The 17,015-nt window shown below is 70.2% G+C and carries 19 protein-coding genes; 5 read left to right on the plus strand and 14 right to left on the minus strand.

Translation table 11 applies throughout. The features are described 5' to 3' along the window. Positions 1–77 precede the first annotated feature (77 nt). Positions 78–1,703 carry a sensor histidine kinase gene (locus tag IEY70_RS12075; protein ID WP_189065274.1) on the plus strand — a complete coding sequence of 542 codons (1,626 nt, stop codon included), beginning with the start codon at positions 78–80 and terminating at the stop codon, positions 1,701–1,703. Positions 1,704–1,793: 90 nt separating this feature from the next. On the opposite strand, the gene argR is transcribed toward IEY70_RS12075, so the two are convergent. From argR to IEY70_RS12100, 5 genes are all read right to left on the minus strand, one after another. After that, positions 1,794–2,264: an arginine repressor gene (gene argR, locus IEY70_RS12080; protein ID WP_189065275.1), complete on the minus strand. Its 471-nt coding sequence runs from the start codon at positions 2,262–2,264 to the stop codon at positions 1,794–1,796. A gap of 28 nt (positions 2,265–2,292) precedes the next feature. Continuing rightward, on the minus strand, positions 2,293–3,561 hold the full coding sequence (coaBC, locus tag IEY70_RS12085; protein WP_268243912.1) for a bifunctional phosphopantothenoylcysteine decarboxylase/phosphopantothenate--cysteine ligase CoaBC: 1,269 nt from the start codon (positions 3,559–3,561) through the stop codon (positions 2,293–2,295). An 80-nt stretch (positions 3,562–3,641) separates the two neighbouring features. Beyond that, complete coding sequence (gene phoU, locus IEY70_RS12090) at positions 3,642–4,286, minus strand: phosphate signaling complex protein PhoU (RefSeq protein ID WP_088248791.1); 645 nt, start codon at positions 4,284–4,286, stop codon at positions 3,642–3,644. A gap of 123 nt (positions 4,287–4,409) precedes the next feature. Continuing rightward, positions 4,410–5,345 carry a sensor histidine kinase gene (locus IEY70_RS12095; RefSeq protein WP_189065334.1) on the minus strand — a complete coding sequence of 312 codons (936 nt, stop codon included), beginning with the start codon at positions 5,343–5,345 and terminating at the stop codon, positions 4,410–4,412. Between the two features lie 101 nt (positions 5,346–5,446). Next, positions 5,447–6,136 carry a response regulator transcription factor gene (locus IEY70_RS12100; protein ID WP_189065276.1) on the minus strand — a complete coding sequence of 230 codons (690 nt, stop codon included), beginning with the start codon at positions 6,134–6,136 and terminating at the stop codon, positions 5,447–5,449. Positions 6,137–6,430: 294 nt separating this feature from the next. On the opposite strand from IEY70_RS12100, the gene metK reads away from it, so the two are divergent. After that, positions 6,431–7,642, plus strand: a complete 1,212-nt coding sequence (gene metK, locus IEY70_RS12105) for a methionine adenosyltransferase (protein WP_189065277.1) — start codon at positions 6,431–6,433, stop codon at positions 7,640–7,642. A gap of 60 nt (positions 7,643–7,702) precedes the next feature. Here metK and coaD read toward each other — a convergent pair whose 3' ends face one another. From coaD to IEY70_RS12120, 3 genes are all read right to left on the minus strand, one after another. Next, complete coding sequence (coaD, locus tag IEY70_RS12110) at positions 7,703–8,251, minus strand: pantetheine-phosphate adenylyltransferase (protein WP_189065278.1); 549 nt, start codon at positions 8,249–8,251, stop codon at positions 7,703–7,705. Between the two features lie 12 nt (positions 8,252–8,263). Then, positions 8,264–8,845 (minus strand): RsmD family RNA methyltransferase, encoded by a 582-nt coding sequence (locus tag IEY70_RS12115; protein ID WP_189065279.1) that lies wholly within the window; start codon positions 8,843–8,845, stop codon positions 8,264–8,266. A 204-nt stretch (positions 8,846–9,049) separates the two neighbouring features. Then, complete coding sequence (locus tag IEY70_RS12120; RefSeq protein WP_189065280.1) at positions 9,050–9,340, minus strand: hypothetical protein; 291 nt, start codon at positions 9,338–9,340, stop codon at positions 9,050–9,052. 45 nt (positions 9,341–9,385) lie between these two features. Between IEY70_RS12120 and IEY70_RS12125 the strand changes: the two genes are divergently transcribed. Together IEY70_RS12125 and IEY70_RS12130 are read left to right on the plus strand one after the other, a co-directional pair. Further along, positions 9,386–9,655 (plus strand): DUF3248 domain-containing protein, encoded by a 270-nt coding sequence (locus IEY70_RS12125; protein WP_189065281.1) that lies wholly within the window; start codon positions 9,386–9,388, stop codon positions 9,653–9,655. Between the two features lie 163 nt (positions 9,656–9,818). Next, positions 9,819–10,307, plus strand: a complete 489-nt coding sequence (locus IEY70_RS12130; RefSeq protein ID WP_189065282.1) for a DUF3809 domain-containing protein — start codon at positions 9,819–9,821, stop codon at positions 10,305–10,307. Between the two features lie 134 nt (positions 10,308–10,441). On the opposite strand, the gene rsfS is transcribed toward IEY70_RS12130, so the two are convergent. The 5 genes from rsfS to cdaA all read right to left on the minus strand — a co-directional run bounded on the left by rsfS (position 10,442) and on the right by cdaA (position 15,165). Continuing rightward, on the minus strand, positions 10,442–10,819 hold the full coding sequence (gene rsfS, locus IEY70_RS12135; RefSeq protein ID WP_189065283.1) for a ribosome silencing factor: 378 nt from the start codon (positions 10,817–10,819) through the stop codon (positions 10,442–10,444). Positions 10,820–11,250: 431 nt separating this feature from the next. Beyond that, complete coding sequence (locus IEY70_RS12140; protein ID WP_229777897.1) at positions 11,251–12,567, minus strand: LCP family protein; 1,317 nt, start codon at positions 12,565–12,567, stop codon at positions 11,251–11,253. Further along, positions 12,564–13,181, minus strand: coding sequence for a bis(5'-nucleosyl)-tetraphosphatase (symmetrical) YqeK (gene yqeK / locus IEY70_RS12145; RefSeq protein WP_189065284.1), 618 nt, complete (start codon positions 13,179–13,181; stop codon positions 12,564–12,566). The genes IEY70_RS12140 and yqeK overlap by 4 nt, the downstream gene beginning before the upstream one ends. A gap of 179 nt (positions 13,182–13,360) precedes the next feature. Next, positions 13,361–14,338, minus strand: coding sequence for a CdaR family protein (locus IEY70_RS12150; protein WP_189065285.1), 978 nt, complete (start codon positions 14,336–14,338; stop codon positions 13,361–13,363). After that, on the minus strand, positions 14,335–15,165 hold the full coding sequence (cdaA, locus tag IEY70_RS12155; RefSeq protein WP_229777898.1) for a diadenylate cyclase CdaA: 831 nt from the start codon (positions 15,163–15,165) through the stop codon (positions 14,335–14,337). Before cdaA ends, IEY70_RS12150 begins: the two co-directional genes overlap by 4 nt. A 162-nt stretch (positions 15,166–15,327) precedes the next feature. Here cdaA and IEY70_RS12160 point away from each other — a divergent pair, with 162 nt between their 5' ends. After that, entirely contained in the window at positions 15,328–16,008 is a 681-nt protein-coding gene (locus IEY70_RS12160) for a metal-dependent hydrolase (RefSeq protein ID WP_189065286.1), read from the plus strand. Positions 16,009–16,071: 63 nt separating this feature from the next. Here the strand turns inward: IEY70_RS12160 and IEY70_RS12165 are convergent, their stop codons facing one another. Next, entirely contained in the window at positions 16,072–16,977 is a 906-nt protein-coding gene (locus IEY70_RS12165; RefSeq protein ID WP_189065336.1) for an acyltransferase, read from the minus strand. Positions 16,978–17,015: the final 38 nt, after the last annotated feature.

The raw sequence follows: 17,015 nt of genomic DNA on the forward strand, positions 1-17,015 counted from the left end.
TGAGGGCGGCTCATCCGGCGGCCCGGTACACTGCCGGACGTGACCGCGCCCCACGCCCCCACCCGCCGGAGGGCCTCATGACGCTCCGCTGGCGACTGACCCTGTTCTACACCGCGCTGCTGGCCCTGCTGCTGACCAGCGTGGGCGTCACGACGCTGTACCTGATGCGCAGCAGCCTGATCGGCGGGCTGGACAACGAACTGCGCGGCACGTACACGCAGTTCACCACCTACGTGCAGAGCACCCGCGTGGCCAGCGAACTGTCCCTGCCGCTGGACGCCGCCCGCAACGACCCCGGTCAGGTGTCCGACTCGCTGATGCTGGCCCGCTACCAGTTCCCGAACTCCAGCCTCGCGCTGGAGCAGATCGACGTGTACGACCGGCAGACGCTGCTGGACTCCCTGAACCGCGCCCGCACCCCCGAGGAACGCGCCGCGCTGCTCAGCACCCTCGAGGCCCTGCGTAACGCGTCGCGCCGCTCGCTGGGCGTGGACACCCAGCAGCCCATCAGCCTGTCCGGCGACGAACTGGCGGCCCTGATCCGCTCCAGCAGCGGGCAACTGTTCCTGAACCACCTGGTGCACGAACCGTACCGCGCCGCCCCCACCCTGATGCGCCTGATGGTCGTCCTGACACCGCTGCCGCAGGTTCCGGCCGGCAGTGACGGCATGGGCAGCGTGTTCGGCCCGAACGACGGCCTGAGCATCGTGTACGTCGCGCGGTCCCTGAGCACCGTGCAGGACACCCTCTCGAAGTTGAAGAACGTGATCCTGCTGCTGTTCGTGGTGGGCCTGATCACCGCCGGCAGCGGCGCGTACGTGCTGGCCGGGCAGGCCCTGCAACCCCTGCGCCGCGTGCAGCGCGCCGCTGAACGCATCGGCGGGCAGACCCTCACCGAACGCGTACCCGTCCCGCAGACCGGCGACGAGGTCGAATCGCTCGCCATGGCCCTGAACGCCATGCTGGGCCGCCTGGAGGACAGCTTCGACGCGCAGCGCCGATTCACCAGCGACGCCAGCCACGAACTGCGCACGCCGGTCACGGCCATCAGCGGGCACGCCGGGTACCTGCTGCGCCGCACCAACCCCACCGAGCAGCAGCAGGAAAGCCTGAAGATCATCCAGAGCGAATCCGCGCGCCTGACCAACCTGATCGCCAGCCTGCTGCAACTGGCCCGCAGTGACAGCGGCGCGCTGCTGCTGAGCCGCGAACCCATCTTCGCCACGCTGCTGCTGTCCGACATTGCCCGCGAACTCGCGCCGCTGGCGCAGGCGCAGCACACCACCCTGAGCGCCGCCGGTCAGGAGGTCGCCTTCGAGGGAGACCCGGACCGCCTGAAACAGGTGATCATCAACCTCGTCAGCAACGCCCTGAAGGCCGGCGCGCAGACCATCACGCTCGACAGTCACGCCGCCAACAGCGCCGCCGTGGGCGGACCGGCCGTGCGCCTGAGCGTGCACGACGACGGCCCCGGCATTCCCGCCGATCAACTCGAGCGGCTGTTCGACCGTTTCTACCGCCTGGAAGACAGCCGCAGCCGCGACCAGGGCGGCGCGGGCCTGGGCCTGAGCATCGCGCGCGGCATCGTGGACGCCCACGGCGGCCGCATCTGGCTGGAAAGCGAGGTCGGACGCGGCACCACCGCCCACGTCGAACTGCCCATCGGGAACGTGCCCGTGCTGGACGAGGACGACGTCCCGTAACAGGAGGATGATGGTGAACGGTTGATGGTTGATAGAAAGGGCCGCCCGCCGCCTCTCTATCAACCATCAACTTTCAACCATCACCCGCTGTTATCCCAGCATCAGGGCGTGGAATTCCTCCATGATGCTCTCGGCCTCGGCGGTGGTGCGGGCCACGACGAAGATGGTGTCCTCTCCGGCGATGGTGCCGACGATGTCGTCGCGGCGCACCCGGTCGAGCAGCAGCGCGACGCCGCTGGCGTGTCCCTCGGCGGTGCGGATGACCAGCATGTTCTCGCCCCGGTCCACGTCGTGCACGAAGTTCTGGAACAGGCGGGCGAGTTCCTCCAGGGCGTCGGTGTGCCCGGTCGTCTGCGCCAGGGCGTAGCGGTGGCGGCCCTTGCCGACCGGGAGGCGCACGAGGCGCAGTTCGTTGATGTCGCGGCTGACGGTGGCCTGCGTGACGCGGATGCCGCCCTGACGGAGGCGTTCGACCAGTTCACCCTGGGTGCTGACGCTTTCTCTGGCGATGATGTCCTGAATGCGTTTCTGACGTTGTTCCTTGCTCAGCGATCCCGGCATTCCTCCCATGGTATGCATAAGCGGTGAATTATTCAATGGGCGGGGTGGTGGAGGCCGTCGCTGGTCCGGCCGTCCGACCCGGCAGGCGCCGCGCCGCCTCATCCAGCAGTCGCCGCGCCACCTCGCGCTTGCTGACGCGCGGCCAGTCCTCATGCGAGCCGTCCGGGCGCACCAGCGTCACCTGATTGTCATCCCCGCCGAACGCCGTGCCCTCGCGCGTCGGGTAGTTCAGCAGGATGAAATCCGCGTTCTTCCGCTGCGCCTTGAGGGCCGCGCGTTCCACGCCCGCGTGCGTCTCCATCGCGAAGCCCACCAGCACGCGCTCCCCCTTCTCCTGCCCCAGTTGCGCCAGGATGTCCGGGTTCGGCGTCAGGTGAATGGTCACGTCGCCCGCCACCTTCGCCTGCTTCTCGCCGCTCTGGGCAGCCGCGCGGTAATCCGCGACCGCCGCCGTCATCACCACGATACCCGCCGCGCGCGCCGCCTCCACCACTGCGTCCCGCAGTTCCAGCGCCGACTCGATCCGCACGACCCGCATCCCCGCCGGGTCCGGCAGGTTCACCGGGCCGGTCACCAGCGTCACGTCCGCCCCCCGGTCGCGGGCCTCCTCGGCCACCGCGAAGCCCATCTTGCCGCTCGACGGGTTGCTGATGAACCGCACCGGGTCCAGGTACTCGCGGGTCGGGCCGGCCGACACGACCACCCGCACGCCCTCCAGGTCCCGCACCGGGGCAGGGGAGAGCGGTGACAGGAGGGCCAGCGCCGCGTCCGCGATGTCGCCCGGCTCGCTCATGCGGCCCACGCCGCTGCCCTCGCCGCGCGTCCCGAAGGCCCCGACCTCCGGCCCCAGGAACGCGTGCCCCCAGCCGCGCAGGGTGGCCGCGTTCGCCTGCACCGCCGGGTGCGTCCACATCAGTTCGTTCATGGCGGGCACCCACAGCACGGGCCCGCGCACGCTCAGCAGCGTCGCCAGCGCCAGCTCGTTCGCGTGCCCGTGCGCCGCCCCGGCCAGCAACTCCGCCGACGCGCCCACCACCACCGCCACGTCCGCCCGCGCGTGCGTCAGGTGCAGCGCGTCGGGCCGGGCCTCGAACCAGTGCTCGTCCGTGCCGACCGGGCCGTCCGCCGCCGTACTCAGGCTCAGTTCCGTGATGAACGCCAGCGCCGCGCGCGTGGCGATCACCTGCACCGCCGCCCCCCGCTCACGCAGCCGCCGCAGCACCGACGGGGCCTTCACCGCCGCCATGCTGCCACCCACGATCACCAGCACGGTCGGCCCGGACTTCAACGCATTCACGCCCCACAGGATAGAGCCCCCGGCAACGGCGCGGGCCACCCCCCCACCAGGAAGGAGTGGCCCGCGCCGGATGACGGCGTTCAGCCCTCGCGCTGCCCGGTCACCCAGTAACGCACGCGCTCGGCGATGTTCTCCATGTGGTCACCCACGCGTTCCAGGCTGCGGCCCACCCGCATCAGCATCAGCGCCTTGCTGATGTTGCGGGGGTCCTCGAGCATGTACGTGACCAGTTCACGCTGGATCTGTTCGTACAGGTCGTCGACCTCGTCGTCCATCTGCACGGTCGCCTCGGCGCGCGTCACGTCACGGTCGGCGATGGCGGTGCGCAGGTTCTCGCTCATCTCGCCCAGCCGCTCGAGCATCCGCGCGAGGTTCACGTACCGCTTGAGCGCCGGGGCCTGCGCGAGCTCCGCGCCGTCCTCGGCGACGTGCACCACGTAATCGCCCATGCGCTCGATGTCACTCAGGCTCTTGAGGATCAGCGCGACCATCCGCAGGTCCCGCGCGACCGGCTGGTGCAGCGCGATGATCCGCAGGCACTCGGCCTCGATCTGCGCCTCCTGCGCGTCCACCTCGCGGTCCAGGGCCTTGACTTCCGGCAGGCGGTCCACGTTCTCACGCAGCAGCACGTCGGCCGCCACGGGCAGCATCCGCTCGACCGTGCCGAGCATGTTCAGGGCGCCGTTCAGGACGGCACGTAGATCGTTTTCAAGGGCTTCACGCATGGGGACTCCTGTTCATGAACGTATCATCCTGCGGGGCCTGCCGTGTCACCGCGCGATCAGCGCCGCGCACCCACCCCGGCGGGAGGCAAGAAGAGATGAGAAAGCGGGCGGCGCGGCGCGGGCCTACAGGCCCAGGCCGCCCACGCCGGGCAGCGTGAAACAGAAGGCGTTCGCGTCGCCGCGCCGCTCGGCCCACGCCTGACCGCCCCAGCCCTGCACGATGCTCCGGACGATGTACAGGCCCATGCCGCTGCCCTGCCCGGTCGCCGCGCGGCCCCGCGTGTGCGCCCGGAACAGGTTCTCGGTATCGGGAATTGGGGTGCCCCGGTCCAGCACGCTGACCTCCACCCAGGTGCCCCGCTCGGCCGTGACGACCTCGATGGTCGTGCCGGGACCGGCCGGGCCGTACTTCAGGGCGTTCTCGATCAGGTTCAGCAGCACCTGCAGCAGCTTGTCCGGGTCGGCGCGCACCAGGTGATCCGCGCCGAACGTGACGGCCGCGCCGCGCGCGTGCAGTTCGGCGCTCAGCAGCCGCTCGGCGCGCGTGAACGCCTCGGCCAGCGGCAGCGTCCGCGCCCGCGTGGGCCGGAACCCCACCGCGAGGTCCTCGACCAGCCGCGCCAGCCGCTCGGTCTCCTGCAGGCCCTGCCGCACGAAGTTCTGCGACAGGTCACGCGGCATGTCGTACTCCAGCGCCTCCAGCACCCCGCGCAGCGCCGCGACCGGCGTGCGGAACTCGTGGCTCAGCACGGCGGTCGCCTCGCGCAGTTCCGCCTCGCGGCGGCGGTGCTCGGTGATGTCCTCCACGATCAGCGCCGTGTGCTCGCCGCTGCGGGTGGCCGTGCAGCGCAGCGTGCGGCCCGTGACCTCCAGTTCCAGTTCCCCGCCGCGTTCCAGCAGCGTTTCCAGCGTGTGCCGCCGCACGACCTCCAGCACCGGGCGGCCCGAGGCGCGCTCCTGCGGCACGCCCCACAGCCGCACGGCAGAGGCGTTCACGCGCGTGACCAGCCCCGCGCGGGTCAGCAGGACCGCCTGCGGCAGCGCGTCCATCCACGCCATCCAGGCGTCAGCGGACGCGTCCGGCGCGGCAGAGGTGTCCGGCGCGGCGGTGGGCGCACGGCCGTGCGGCGCGTCGTCCGGACCGGACGGGCGGGCGGGCGTCATGGGGCGTCCGTCCAGGGGCGCATGCGGTAGCCCTTGCCGCGCACCGTCTCCAGGAAACCGGGACGGCTGGGATCGTCCCCCAGGTGCGCGCGCAACTGCGTCACGTGCTGATCCACCGTGCGCTCGCCGCCCAGGAAGTCCGCGCCCCACACCCGGTCGAGCAGTTCCGTGCGCGAGTACACGCGGCCCACGTGCTGCGTCAGGAACGCCAGCAGGTCGAACTCCCGGCGGGTCAGGTTCAGGCGGCTGCCACTCACGCGGGCCTCGGCGGCCCCCACGTCCACGGTCAGTGGGCCGTTCGTCATGGTGGGCGGCACCTCCGGCTGCGTGCGCCGCAGCAACGCCCGCACGCGCGCCACCAGTTCCGCCGCCGAGAACGGCTTGGTCAGGTAGTCGTCCGCGCCGGATTCCAGCCCCTCGACCCGCTCGGCCTCGGCGGCGCGTGCGGTCAGCATCAGCACCGGCAGTCGGCGCAGTTCCGCGTCGGCGCGCAGGCGGCGCAGGAACCCCAGGCCGCTCTCGCCGGGCAGCATCCAGTCCAGCACCAGGGCGTCGGCGCCGTTCAGGGCGTCCAGGGCGCCCGCCGTGGAATCCAGGGCCGTGACCCGCAGCCCCGCCCGCTCCAGGTGAAAGCGCAGGACGTCCCGCACTGTTCCCTCATCCTCGATGACAACGACGTGGCTCATTGACCTCATTCTGAGCCCTCCGGTCAGGTCCATGTCAGGTGCCGCCGCCCCGCAGGCACCGGGATCGCCCCGCCCGGACCCGGCGCGTCTGGCGTGGCCGGCCACGCCTCTCCCCAGGCCAGACCCTGCCCTTTCGTCCTTTTCAGCCCCGGCGCGGTGCGGTACGCTGCGGATCGACACGGTCTGTCCCGCCCGGTTGATCCGGCACGGGCAGCGCCGCGCCGTGCGGGGACCGCAGCGACATCCCTCTCCAGGCGGTTCTGTGAGACGCCCCCCCGCACGCAAGGAGCCAGTATGCGGAAATACTACACCTCGGAATCGGTGTCCGAAGGGCACCCTGACAAGCTCGCCGACTTCATCTCGGACAGCATCCTCGACGAGTTCCTGCGCCAGGAACCCACCAGTCGCGTGGCCGTCGAGACCCTCCTGACCACCGGCATGGCCGTCGTGGCGGGCGAGGTCCGCGCCGAGACCGCGCACGTGGACGTGCAGAAGACCGTCCGCGAGGCCGTCAAGCAGGTCGGTTACACCCGCGCCAACTACGGCTTCGACGCCGAGTACAGCGCGGTGCTGGTCAGCATCCACGAGCAGAGCCCCGAGATCGCCACCGGCGTGGACACCAGCGAGGAGTGGCGCGCCATGACTCCCGAGCAGCGCGCCGACCCGGCCAACGCGCACTCCATGGTGGGTGCGGGCGACCAGGGCCTGATGTTCGGTTACGCCACCGACGAGACCCCGGAACTGATGCCGCTGCCCATCAGCCTCGCGCACAAGCTGACGCGCCGCCTCGCCGAGCTGCGCAAGGACGGCACGCTGCCGTACCTGCGCCCCGACGCCAAGGCCCAGGTCACGGTCGTCCGGGACGGCGAGCCCCACGAGGCCACCCAGACCCTGGTGGACACCGTCGTCATCAGCACCCAGCACAGCGAGGATGTCACGCAGGAACAGATCCGCGCCGACATGCTTGAGCACGTCATCCGCGCCGTGATCCCTGCCGAGTACCTGACCGACGACACCAAGTACTTCATCAACCCGTCGGGCCGCTTCGTCATCGGCGGTCCGCACGGCGACACCGGCCTGACCGGCCGCAAGATCATCGTGGACACCTACGGCGGGGCCGTCCCGCACGGCGGCGGCGCGTTCAGCGGCAAGGACCCCACCAAGGTCGACCGCTCGGCCGCGTACTACGCCCGCTTCATCGCCAAGAACGTCGTGGCTGCCGGACTGGCCCGCCGCGCGCTGGTCGAGATCGCGTACGCCATCGGCCGCGCCGGGCCCGTCAGCCTGCGCGTGGACACCTACGGCACCGGCACCGTCAGCGACGAGCAGCTGGCCGCACTGATCGCCGCGCACTTCGACGCCCGCCCGCAGTCGATCATCGCGGAACTGGACCTGCAACGCCCCATCTACGCGCAGACCGCCGCCTACGGTCACTTCGGCCGCCCGGAGTTCCCCTGGGAGCAGACGCCCAAGGCCGGGGCACTGAAGACTGCCGCAGGGCAGTAACGACGCAGTGAAAGGAGGGGGCCGGACACCACTGGCGTGTCCGGCCCCCTGCCTGTGGGATCAGCGGCCCGGCTGTTCCTGCTGCGCCTGCCTCTGCTCTTCCTTCTCGGCCTCGCGTTCGGCGTACACGTCGGCGTGCTTACGGCGCAGCGCGGCGGCACTGGCGCGCGGGACCATCTCGCTCACGTCGCCGCCGTAACTGGCGATCTCGCGGACCATGGAACTGCTCACGAAACTCCAGCGGGTGGCGGCCATGATGAACACCGTCTCGGCGTCCCCGATCTGGCGGTTCAGGTGCGCGATCTGCAACTCGTACTCATAGTCGCTGACCGCCCGCAGGCCGCGCAGGATCACGCTGCCCGGCTCCTGGCGGGCCATGTAGTCCACCAGCAGGCCCCCGAAGGTGTCCACCCGGACGTTCGGCAGGTGCGCGGTCGCCCCGCGCAGGATGTCCATGCGTTCCTCCAGCGTGAACAGGTGGCGGCCCTGCTTGCGGGCGTTGTGCATGACCGTCACGGTCACGTGGTCGAAGATCTTCGCGGCGCGCGTCAGGACGTCCATGTGCCCGCTGGTGATGGGGTCGAACGACCCGGGAAAGACAGCGTTCATAGCCCCGTCACCTTACCCTACTTCCGCCGCGCCTTCATGGCCATCAGCGCCGTCCGTCGGTTCTTCGGTGGGTTCGTCGCGTTCATAGATGGTCAGGCTGTTACTGCCGTACTCGCGGACCTCGCGGGTGTACCCGGCCCGTTCAGGCAGGCGAGCACGGTCCGGATGCTGACAGATCAGCAGGCCGCCGGGCCGCACCACGTTCCGCGCGAGCAGGTTCGCGGCCAGCGCGGGAATATCCACGTCGTACGGCGGGTCGCTGAACACGATATCGAACGGCCCGAGTGCGGGCATCAGGCTCTGCGCGTCACCTTTCAGGATGCGGGCACGCAGGCCCAGCGCGCGGGCGTTCGCCTCGAGCGCCTTCACGGCGCGGCCGTCCATCTCGATCAGCGTCACCCGGTACCCACGGCTGGCGGCTTCCAGGCCGATGGCGCCGCTGCCGCCGTGCATGTCCAGGAAGGTCCCTTCCGGCAGGCGCGCGGCCAGCAGGTCGAACAGGCTCTTGCGGATGCGCGCGCCGCTGGGCCGGGCGCTGTCCGGCACTTCCAGCGCGCGGCCCTTGGCGCTGCCGCCCAGAATGCGCAGGCTCATACGGACTCCGGGCGGACGGGGCAGGGGAGAGGGGAAGCAGTCATCCCCACAGGATACGGGCTTGCCGCTCATACGGACTCCGATTGAAGGGGCTTTGCAGCCCATTCAATCCGAGCGAAGCGAGTGGGAGCAAAACGGGTTCCGGACGTGGAGCCGGCAATCCGGTGAAGTTCCGGATTGTTGGCGAAACAAACGGAATCCGTATCAGGTCAGGAACGGCTGCGCCTGCGGGAAGCCGTTCAGGGCGTCCGGACTCAGGTGCCAGTCCTCGCCGTCGCGGGTGGCCTGACCGGCCTGCACCAGGCGGTTCAGTTCGGCCTCCACGCGCTGCTGTACGCGCCGCAGCGGCATGTCGCCTGTGCCCTCCATGCCGCGCCACGTCAGGAACGCCCGGTGAAAGGCAGGCAGGCTGTCCAGGCCCACGCGGGTTTCCAGGGCGCGCCAGCTGAGGCCAGCGGCGGAACCGGCAGCGGGATCGGCGTTGATGTCTGTCATGCTTCCTGTTCTACCCGCCCCGGCCCGCCGCGTACAATGGCCCGCATGAGTGCCGACCTGCCCAGTGACCTGCCCGGCGACCCGAACGGCGACCCCCCGGTCACGCCGGACCTGCTGCGCCAGCTGGAAGCGCTGGGCGGGCAGCTGGTGTGGCGCATCGGGAAGGACGAGGCCAGCGACGACGTGATCGTCCGGCTGGGCTTCGCGTCGGCCACGCCCCGCTTCGCGCACCTCTCAAGGCTCCGCAGCGCCGGGGACGCCGAGTTGCAGGCCGCGCTGGCCGAGAACCGCGTCGTGATCGAATGGGTGGACTGATATGTACTCCGATTGAATGGCTTATAAAGCCGTTCAATCCGAGCGAAGCGAGTAGGAGCTGGGCGGGTTCCGGACGTGGAGTTAACAGATCGGTGGTGTTCCGATCTGTTAACGAAATAAACGGAATCCGTATGATGCCCGCCCCCGTCCGCCGGAGCCCCGCGTGATCTTCGACGCCGAGCAGACCTTCACGCTGACGTTCCCCGGCGACCGGGACGCCGCGCTGGCCTTCGTGCGCGACCCGGCCCGCGCGCTGGGCCGCCTGCGCTTCCTGCGGGACCTGCGCGCCGGTGAGGGCGGCGTGCGCGGCGAACTGGTCGTGCCGCTGCCGGGCCTGGGGGACGCCGACCTGCCGTTCCACAGCCTCCTGAGCCTCACGCAGGACGGCGCGGACCTGATCCCGCAGGCCCTGAGCGGCGAGCGCGCCTGGGTGGAGGTCGCCGGGCAGGCGCGCGTGCAGGACGCCGGTCCGCAGCCCGAGTTGCACTTCGCCTTCCAGTTCCGCGCGCACCTCGCCACGCCCGACGCGCAGGGCTGGGGCGGCGCGGCCTTCGAGAAGATGATCCGCGCCGCCGCCAGCCGCACCCTGGACCGCGTGGCCCGCGAACTGCCCGGCAGCATCCAGGCCGCGCTGCCCGGCCCACCCGCCTGAACGACTGCCAGCAAAACGCCCGGCCCTCACGTGTGCAGTGAGGGCCGGGCGTTCAGTCATGCGGAACTCGTTAATCTCCTTCTCGCATCCGCTCGGATTGAACGGCTTTATAAGCCATTCAGTCCGAGTCCGTATCAGGCTTTCGGGCTGTCCTGCACGTCCGGGAAGTCCAGGGCGCGCGCGTCGCTCCAGAGGCCTTCGAGGTCGTAGTACTCGCGGGCGTCCTTGGTCATGATGTGCACGACGATGCCGCCGCCGAAGGCGAGCAGCAGCCAGCGTTCGCTGGGGCCTTCCACGCTGGGGCGGGGCAGACCGGCGGCCATGGCCTTCTCGCGGATGTTCTCCTGCACGGCGTTCAGCTGCAACCCGGCGGTGGCGGTGCAGATCACGAAGTACTCCAGGGTGGAGCTGACGTCGGTCAGGTCGAGGACCGTGACGTCCTCGGCGCGGCGTTCACGGGCGGCGTCCACGATGGCTTGCAGTTGGGTCAGGGTGCGGGTGTCTGGTGTCATGAAAACTCCGGTGGGGCAGGGGGGTGGGGGTCGTGGTGGCGCGCGGCGCGGCCGGGCCGTGAGCAGGAGCGCGCTTCAGGGTGAGCGCTGCGCTGAGGGCCGCGACCTGTCCGCCTGAGACGCGGTGAGCGCGGCCCCGTCAGCGTTCCTGCCACCCGCAGTGGGGGGTGGGCGTGGCGGCGGGCGGCGCAGCAACAGGTCAGTGTACAGGGACGGGCCGCGCCGAAGGCGACGTGGCTCACCCGGCCCGGCTGCCCGGCGGCCCTCCCGGCGCGCCCAGCGCCGGAATTCCGTCTCATACGGACTCCGATTGAATGGCTTATAAAGCCGCTGGGTCCGAGCGGATGCGAGTAGGAGAGAAACGGGTTCCGGGCGTGGAGTTGGCAACCCGGTGATGTTCCGGGTTGTTAACGAAACAAACGGAATCCGTATCAGTTACTGCCGGGTGCGTCGGCGGGCAGCGGTTCGGGTGACGGGCCCGGCAGCGCGGCGTCGTCGGCTACCGGGGGATCGGGGGCCACCGGGGTGCCGGCCAGCGCGGCCAGTTCGCTCAGGGTGCCCTGGGCGTCGCGGCCCAGCAGCACGCCCACCTCGCCCGCCGTGACCGGGAAGCGTTCGCCCTGCAGGCGCGGCAGGTTCAGCAGGTCGGCCAGCACCCCGGCCTGCGCCACGTCCTGCTGCGTGAACACCTGACTGGCCTCCTGGCTGGGCGGCGCGACCGTCACCTGCACGTCCGGGTAGCCGAGTGCCGTCAGGGCCGTCTTCAGGCCCGCGCCCAGGTTCGCGCCGCTGGCATCCACGACCGACACCTTCACGTCCGGCGTGGCCGTCACGGGGGCCGGGGTGTCGCCCCACAGCGCGGCCAGCCGCTCGCGGTTCACGGCGAGGTTGAACGTGCCGGGAATCTCGTCGGTGGGGAGCGTCGCGAAACTCAGTTTCAGCTGACTCAGGAACGGCCGCAGGGCCGCCAGGGTGTTCGGGTCGGCGTTCGTCTCCACGCCGTTCCCGATGCCGCCCAGGATGGTGGGCAGCGCCGCGAGGCCCTGCGCGGACTTCAGGCGGCCCGCCAGCTGCGTCAACGCCTGCTTCTGGTGGTCGATGCGGCCGTAATCGTCCCCGAAGCCCTTCCGGACCCGCAGGAACAGCACGGCCTCCTCGCCTTCCAGGTGGTGCGGCCCGGCCGTCAGTTGCAGGTTCACGCCCGCCGCCCGGTCGATCCACTCGATGCCGCCCTCGGGCACCGTCACGTCCAGGCCGCCCAGCGCGTCGATGACCCGCTCGACGTAATCGGTGCGCACGATCACGTACGAGTCCACCCGTTCACCCGTGATGGTCTCCACGGCCCGCGTGAGCGCCTCCGGGCCGCCCGAGAAGTACTGACTGTTCACCTTCTGCGCCGCGATGGAACTGAAACGGTCGAACGGCCCGACGTTCGTGTCACGCGGGATGTTCAGCACCCGCACGCGCGAACCGTCCACCTTGACCAGCATGACCGTGTCCGTGTTCGGCGGTTGCACCAGCCCCGTCCGCTGATCCTGATCCTTGCAGGGCTGCTGGTAGTAGCAGTACACGATGTCCCGCCCGGCGATCAGCACCGTGAACTGCGGCGCGGCGCCCGGCACCACCGCCGACGCGACCGTGCGGCCCGCCCCGCTGAGCAGCGCGAAGCCCCCCAGCGACAGGCACGACAGGGTCAGGCCGAACGCCTGCAGGGCGCGCAGCCCGGCAATCCGGGGCGGGCGGGTCACAGTTGAGGCAGGCAGGGAAGGGGAGGTTGGTTCTGTTGAGCGACGCACGGCAGCGCATGATAGGCCTGCAACGTGCGCGGATGCACCTGAATGCCGCGCCCCTGCAGGTACGTGACCTTCGAGACGATGGCCCGTTCCAGCGCCGCGTTCAGGTCCCGCAACGCCAGTTCGCGGATATCGGCGTTCACGCCGCGCCCCGGTTCGGACACGTCCGCGATGTACACGCAGTCCGCCACCCGGTTCCCGCCGCGCGGCCCGGTCGTGTGGTCCTCCACGGCCTCCAGCACCACCTGATCCTGGTACCCCCAGCGTTCCAGCAGCACCCGCGCCGCCCGCCCGTGCAGGGCCAGCGGGTGCCCGGCGTCGATCTCGCACTCCGGGGGTGCCAGGCGCAGCAGTTCGCTGTCCGGCAGGTCACGGGCAATGTCGTGCAGGATCCCGGCGGCGTAGGCGCGCATGTCGTCCAGGCCGTTGGCCAGCGCGATCTGCGCGGCCAGTTCCGCCACGCGCAGCACGTGTTCGTACCGCCTGGGCCGGACCATCAGGCGCACGCGTTCTTCCCAGCCGGTCCACTCGGCCACAGGGTGCCGGGGTACGAGGAGCTGGGCGATCACAGGATCATGTGGCCGATTCCCCACATCATGAACAGACTATACGCCCCGCATTCCCCGCCGCGCTGACATCCCGGTCACTTTCCGGCCCGCCACACGCCGTGTTACCGCGCAGGTTGCGCCCGCCGCTCACGCTGCCGACCGGGCCGCCTTCCACGCCTGCCCTGCCCTGTGCCGTTCCCTCAGGGCGCTGGACTGGTCGGCGTGACCCGCTCGACCGTGAGGCGCACACTGACGGTCTCCAGCGCCTGCGCGCCCGCCGGGATCGACAGGTTCACCGGCGCGGTGTACGTCCCGACCCGGTACGTGACCACGCCCGCCACCTCCCGCAGCCGCCCCAGCAGTTCCGGCGCCGCCACCACCCGCACCGTGCTGGGCTGCACGCTGACCGACGTGACCCGCAACGTCGCCGGCGGCTCGTTCAGCACCACCCGCACCGTCTTCACCGGCAGTTCCCCGGTATCCAGGCGGCGCACCGTGACCGTCGACGGCCGGGCCTTCACGCCCTCGACCGGCAGGCCCGCCTCATCCAGCGCAACGAGCGGCACCTCCCGCTCGGCCCCCGCCGACAGCGCCACCGGACTGGTCACCACGCGCGTCACGGTCGACACCACCCGCCCCGGCCCGGACACCTGCGCCTCGGCCGGCGACACCACGTACCGGGGCACGCTCGCCTCGGGCGGCGACGCCACGCCCAGCGTGACCGGCAACGTGCGCGTCACCTGCGTATCCAGGAACCCCTGCACCCGCGACGGCGTCTGCCGCCGCACCTCGGTCCCGCTGGGCGCCGTGACCGTCACAGGCTGCGTGAAACTCCCCTCCGGCACGCCCGTCACGTCCACGACCGCCTCGATGTTCTCCGGCTGCAACTCGCGCAGCCGGTCCGGACGGCCCCACAACGTCACCCGCACCGACGACGGACTCAGGTTACTCGTCGCGCGTTTCTCCTCGCCGCCGCCCGTCGTGTCCCGCACCGACACCGGCACGTTGAACCCCTGCTCGACGTTCGCGCGCCGGTCCGTGGTCGCCACCACCCACAACGTCACGGACACCCCCAGCGCCAGCACCTTCAGGCCCAGGTTGTGCGTGCCGCGCGTCCAGGCGTACCGCGGGTCCAGCCAGCGCCGCAGCCGCGCCCCCAGGTCCGACCCGCCCCTCACGGCGACTCCCGCGCCGGAACGTCACTCCCGGCGTCCAGTTCATCCGGGTCCAGCGCCGACCCGTCCGGCTCCATGAACGCCGTCCGGTCGTACACCAGCGCCCGCAACTGCTCCCTCAACTCCGTTCCGTTCAGGTCCGGCCCCAGCCGCCCCGCCAGCGCGATCCTCATGCTTCCCCGCTCCTCACTGACCACCAGCACCACCGCGTCCGTCAACTCCGACAGCCCGATCGCCGCGCGGTGCCGCGTACCGTACCGCCGGTACGTGCCGTCACTCGACTGCAACGGAAACAGACACCCGGCCGAGATGACCCGCGACCCCTGAATGATCACCCCACCGTCATGCAGCGGCGCATTCCGCGCGAACAACGCCTCCAGGAACGGCACGCTCACCAGCGCGTCCAGCGACACGCCCGTCGCCGCGTACTCACCCAGCGGCGTGCGCCGCTCGATCGCAATCAGCGCGCCCGTCTTGCGTTCCGCGAGGCGCTCCATGGCCCGCGCCAGATCCTGCAACGCCGCGCCGCTCGCCCCGGTATCCCGCCCACGCGGCCGACCCACCCGCTCCAGCGCCGCACGCAACTCCGGCTGGAACAGCACCACCAGCGCGAAGATCCCCACCGTGCCCGCCCGCCCCAGCAGGTAACTCAGGGTCGGCAGGTTCAGTACCTGCGCCGCCACCCACACCCCCGCGAACACCAGAATGCCGCGCACCACGTTCACCGCCCGCGTTCCCGCCACCAGCAGGTACCCCTGGTACACCAGGAACGTGACCAGCAGGATGTCCAGAACATCCCGGACATTCACCTGACCGAACGGAGTGGGCATGACTTGAACGGCGCTCCTTTCAAACAAACGTCAAACAAACGGGACGAAAAACAGAAGTCGTTGCGCGCCCACTATACGGTGTTCAGCCCTACCGTCCCGCACGCCGCGCCGCCGTAGCCTCGGGACCGGCCCACCGGCACCCCCCCCTCAAGGAGACCCCCCATGAACATTCACTTCATCGGCCACAGCGCCTTCATGCTCGAACACGACCAGACCCGCCTGCTGATCGACCCGTTCATCCAGGGCAACCCCCAGGCGACCATCACCCTGCAAGACGCCCTGAACTGGAACGTGACGGCCGTCCTGATCAGCCACGCGCACGGCGACCACTGGGGCGACACCCTGGAATTCACGCGCACCGGCACCCCCCTGATCGCCACCGCCGAAATCGCCGGGTACGCCCAGCAGCGCGGCGCGACGAACGCCACCGGCATGAACATCGGCGGCACCTACCGCACCGACTGGGGCAGCGTCACCCTCACGCCCGCCTGGCACAGCAGTTCCTTCCCGGACGGCACGTACGGCGGCATGCCCACCGGCCTGATCATCGAACTCGGGGACAAGCGCGTGTACTTCGCCGGCGACACCAACCTCTTCGGCGACATGAACCTCATCGGCGACCGCGGCCTCGACGCCGCCATCCTGCCCATCGGTGACCACTACACCATGGGCCCCGAGGAAGCCGCCCGCACCCTCGACCTGCTCCGCCCCCGCGTCGCCATCCCCATGCACTACGGCACCTTCCCGCCCCTGACCGGCGACCCCGCCGTCTTCCAGCGCCACGGGCAGGCACGCGGCGTGGACATCCGCATCATCAAACCCGGCGAACACACCACCCTGTAAGCACCAGAGAGAGATGGCAGATGGCACGTAACGGCCACCTGCCACCTTTTTACATCCGTCGGCTCAGCGTTCCCCGGTCACCAGCGCGCGGCCCGCCAGATCATCCTCTGACGCCACGCGCGTCTGATTCGGCGTGGGCTCCGGAAACTCCGGGTTCGCCTTCCGGTCCGGCACGCGCACCAGCGACCGCGAATCCACCAGCACCTCCTGCGGCTCCCGCACCTTGAAGCGCGTCGTGCGGGCCGGCACGCCCATCGCAATCCCGTGCGGCGGAATATCACTGCGCAGCAACGCGTGCGTCGCCAGCATTGCATCATCGCTGACCACACTGCCCGCCAGGACCGTCGAATGGTACGTGATCCGCGCGCCACGCCCGATCACCGTACGCCGCAACGTCACATCCGGGCCGTCCAGCACGCTGTGCGTATGGCTGTACACGTTCACGTAATCACTGATGCTCGCCCCGTCATGCAACTCGATCCCACCAATGTCATCCAGCAGCACATGCCGGTGAACGACCACATCGTCCCCCACCTCCATGTTGTACCCCACGCTGAACTCCACGTTCTGCCAGCATTTGAAATCCCGCCCCACCCGCCGGAAAATCCGTTCCGCCAGCACCCGCCGCACCGGAATCCCCAGCACCGGATTCTGCCCGACCGGCGTCAGATCCAGGTTCTTCCACAGCCACAGCAGCGGCTTGACCCGCCCGAACAACTCCGTGTCCGTCGCCATGTAGTACTCCGCCTCGAACGTCACGTTCCGCGCATCCAGATTCAACGCCGCCAGCGGCGCATCCGCCACCAGCGCCGCATAAGGACGGCCGTACATCGCCTCGGACAGCACCTCACGCGCCAGCACGAACCGGTCCGTACCCGGATCCGACAGACGCGCCTCCAGATCCCGCAAGAACTCACCGTACGCCGACTGCGCGTCACGACCCACATCCACAGGCTTCAGCCAAGTCACCCCCACACTGTACCGCCTACAGTGAAAAACAAAGTGGT

It is taken from the genome of Deinococcus seoulensis, from assembly GCF_014648115.1.
Lineage (GTDB): Bacteria > Deinococcota > Deinococci > Deinococcales > Deinococcaceae > Deinococcus > Deinococcus seoulensis.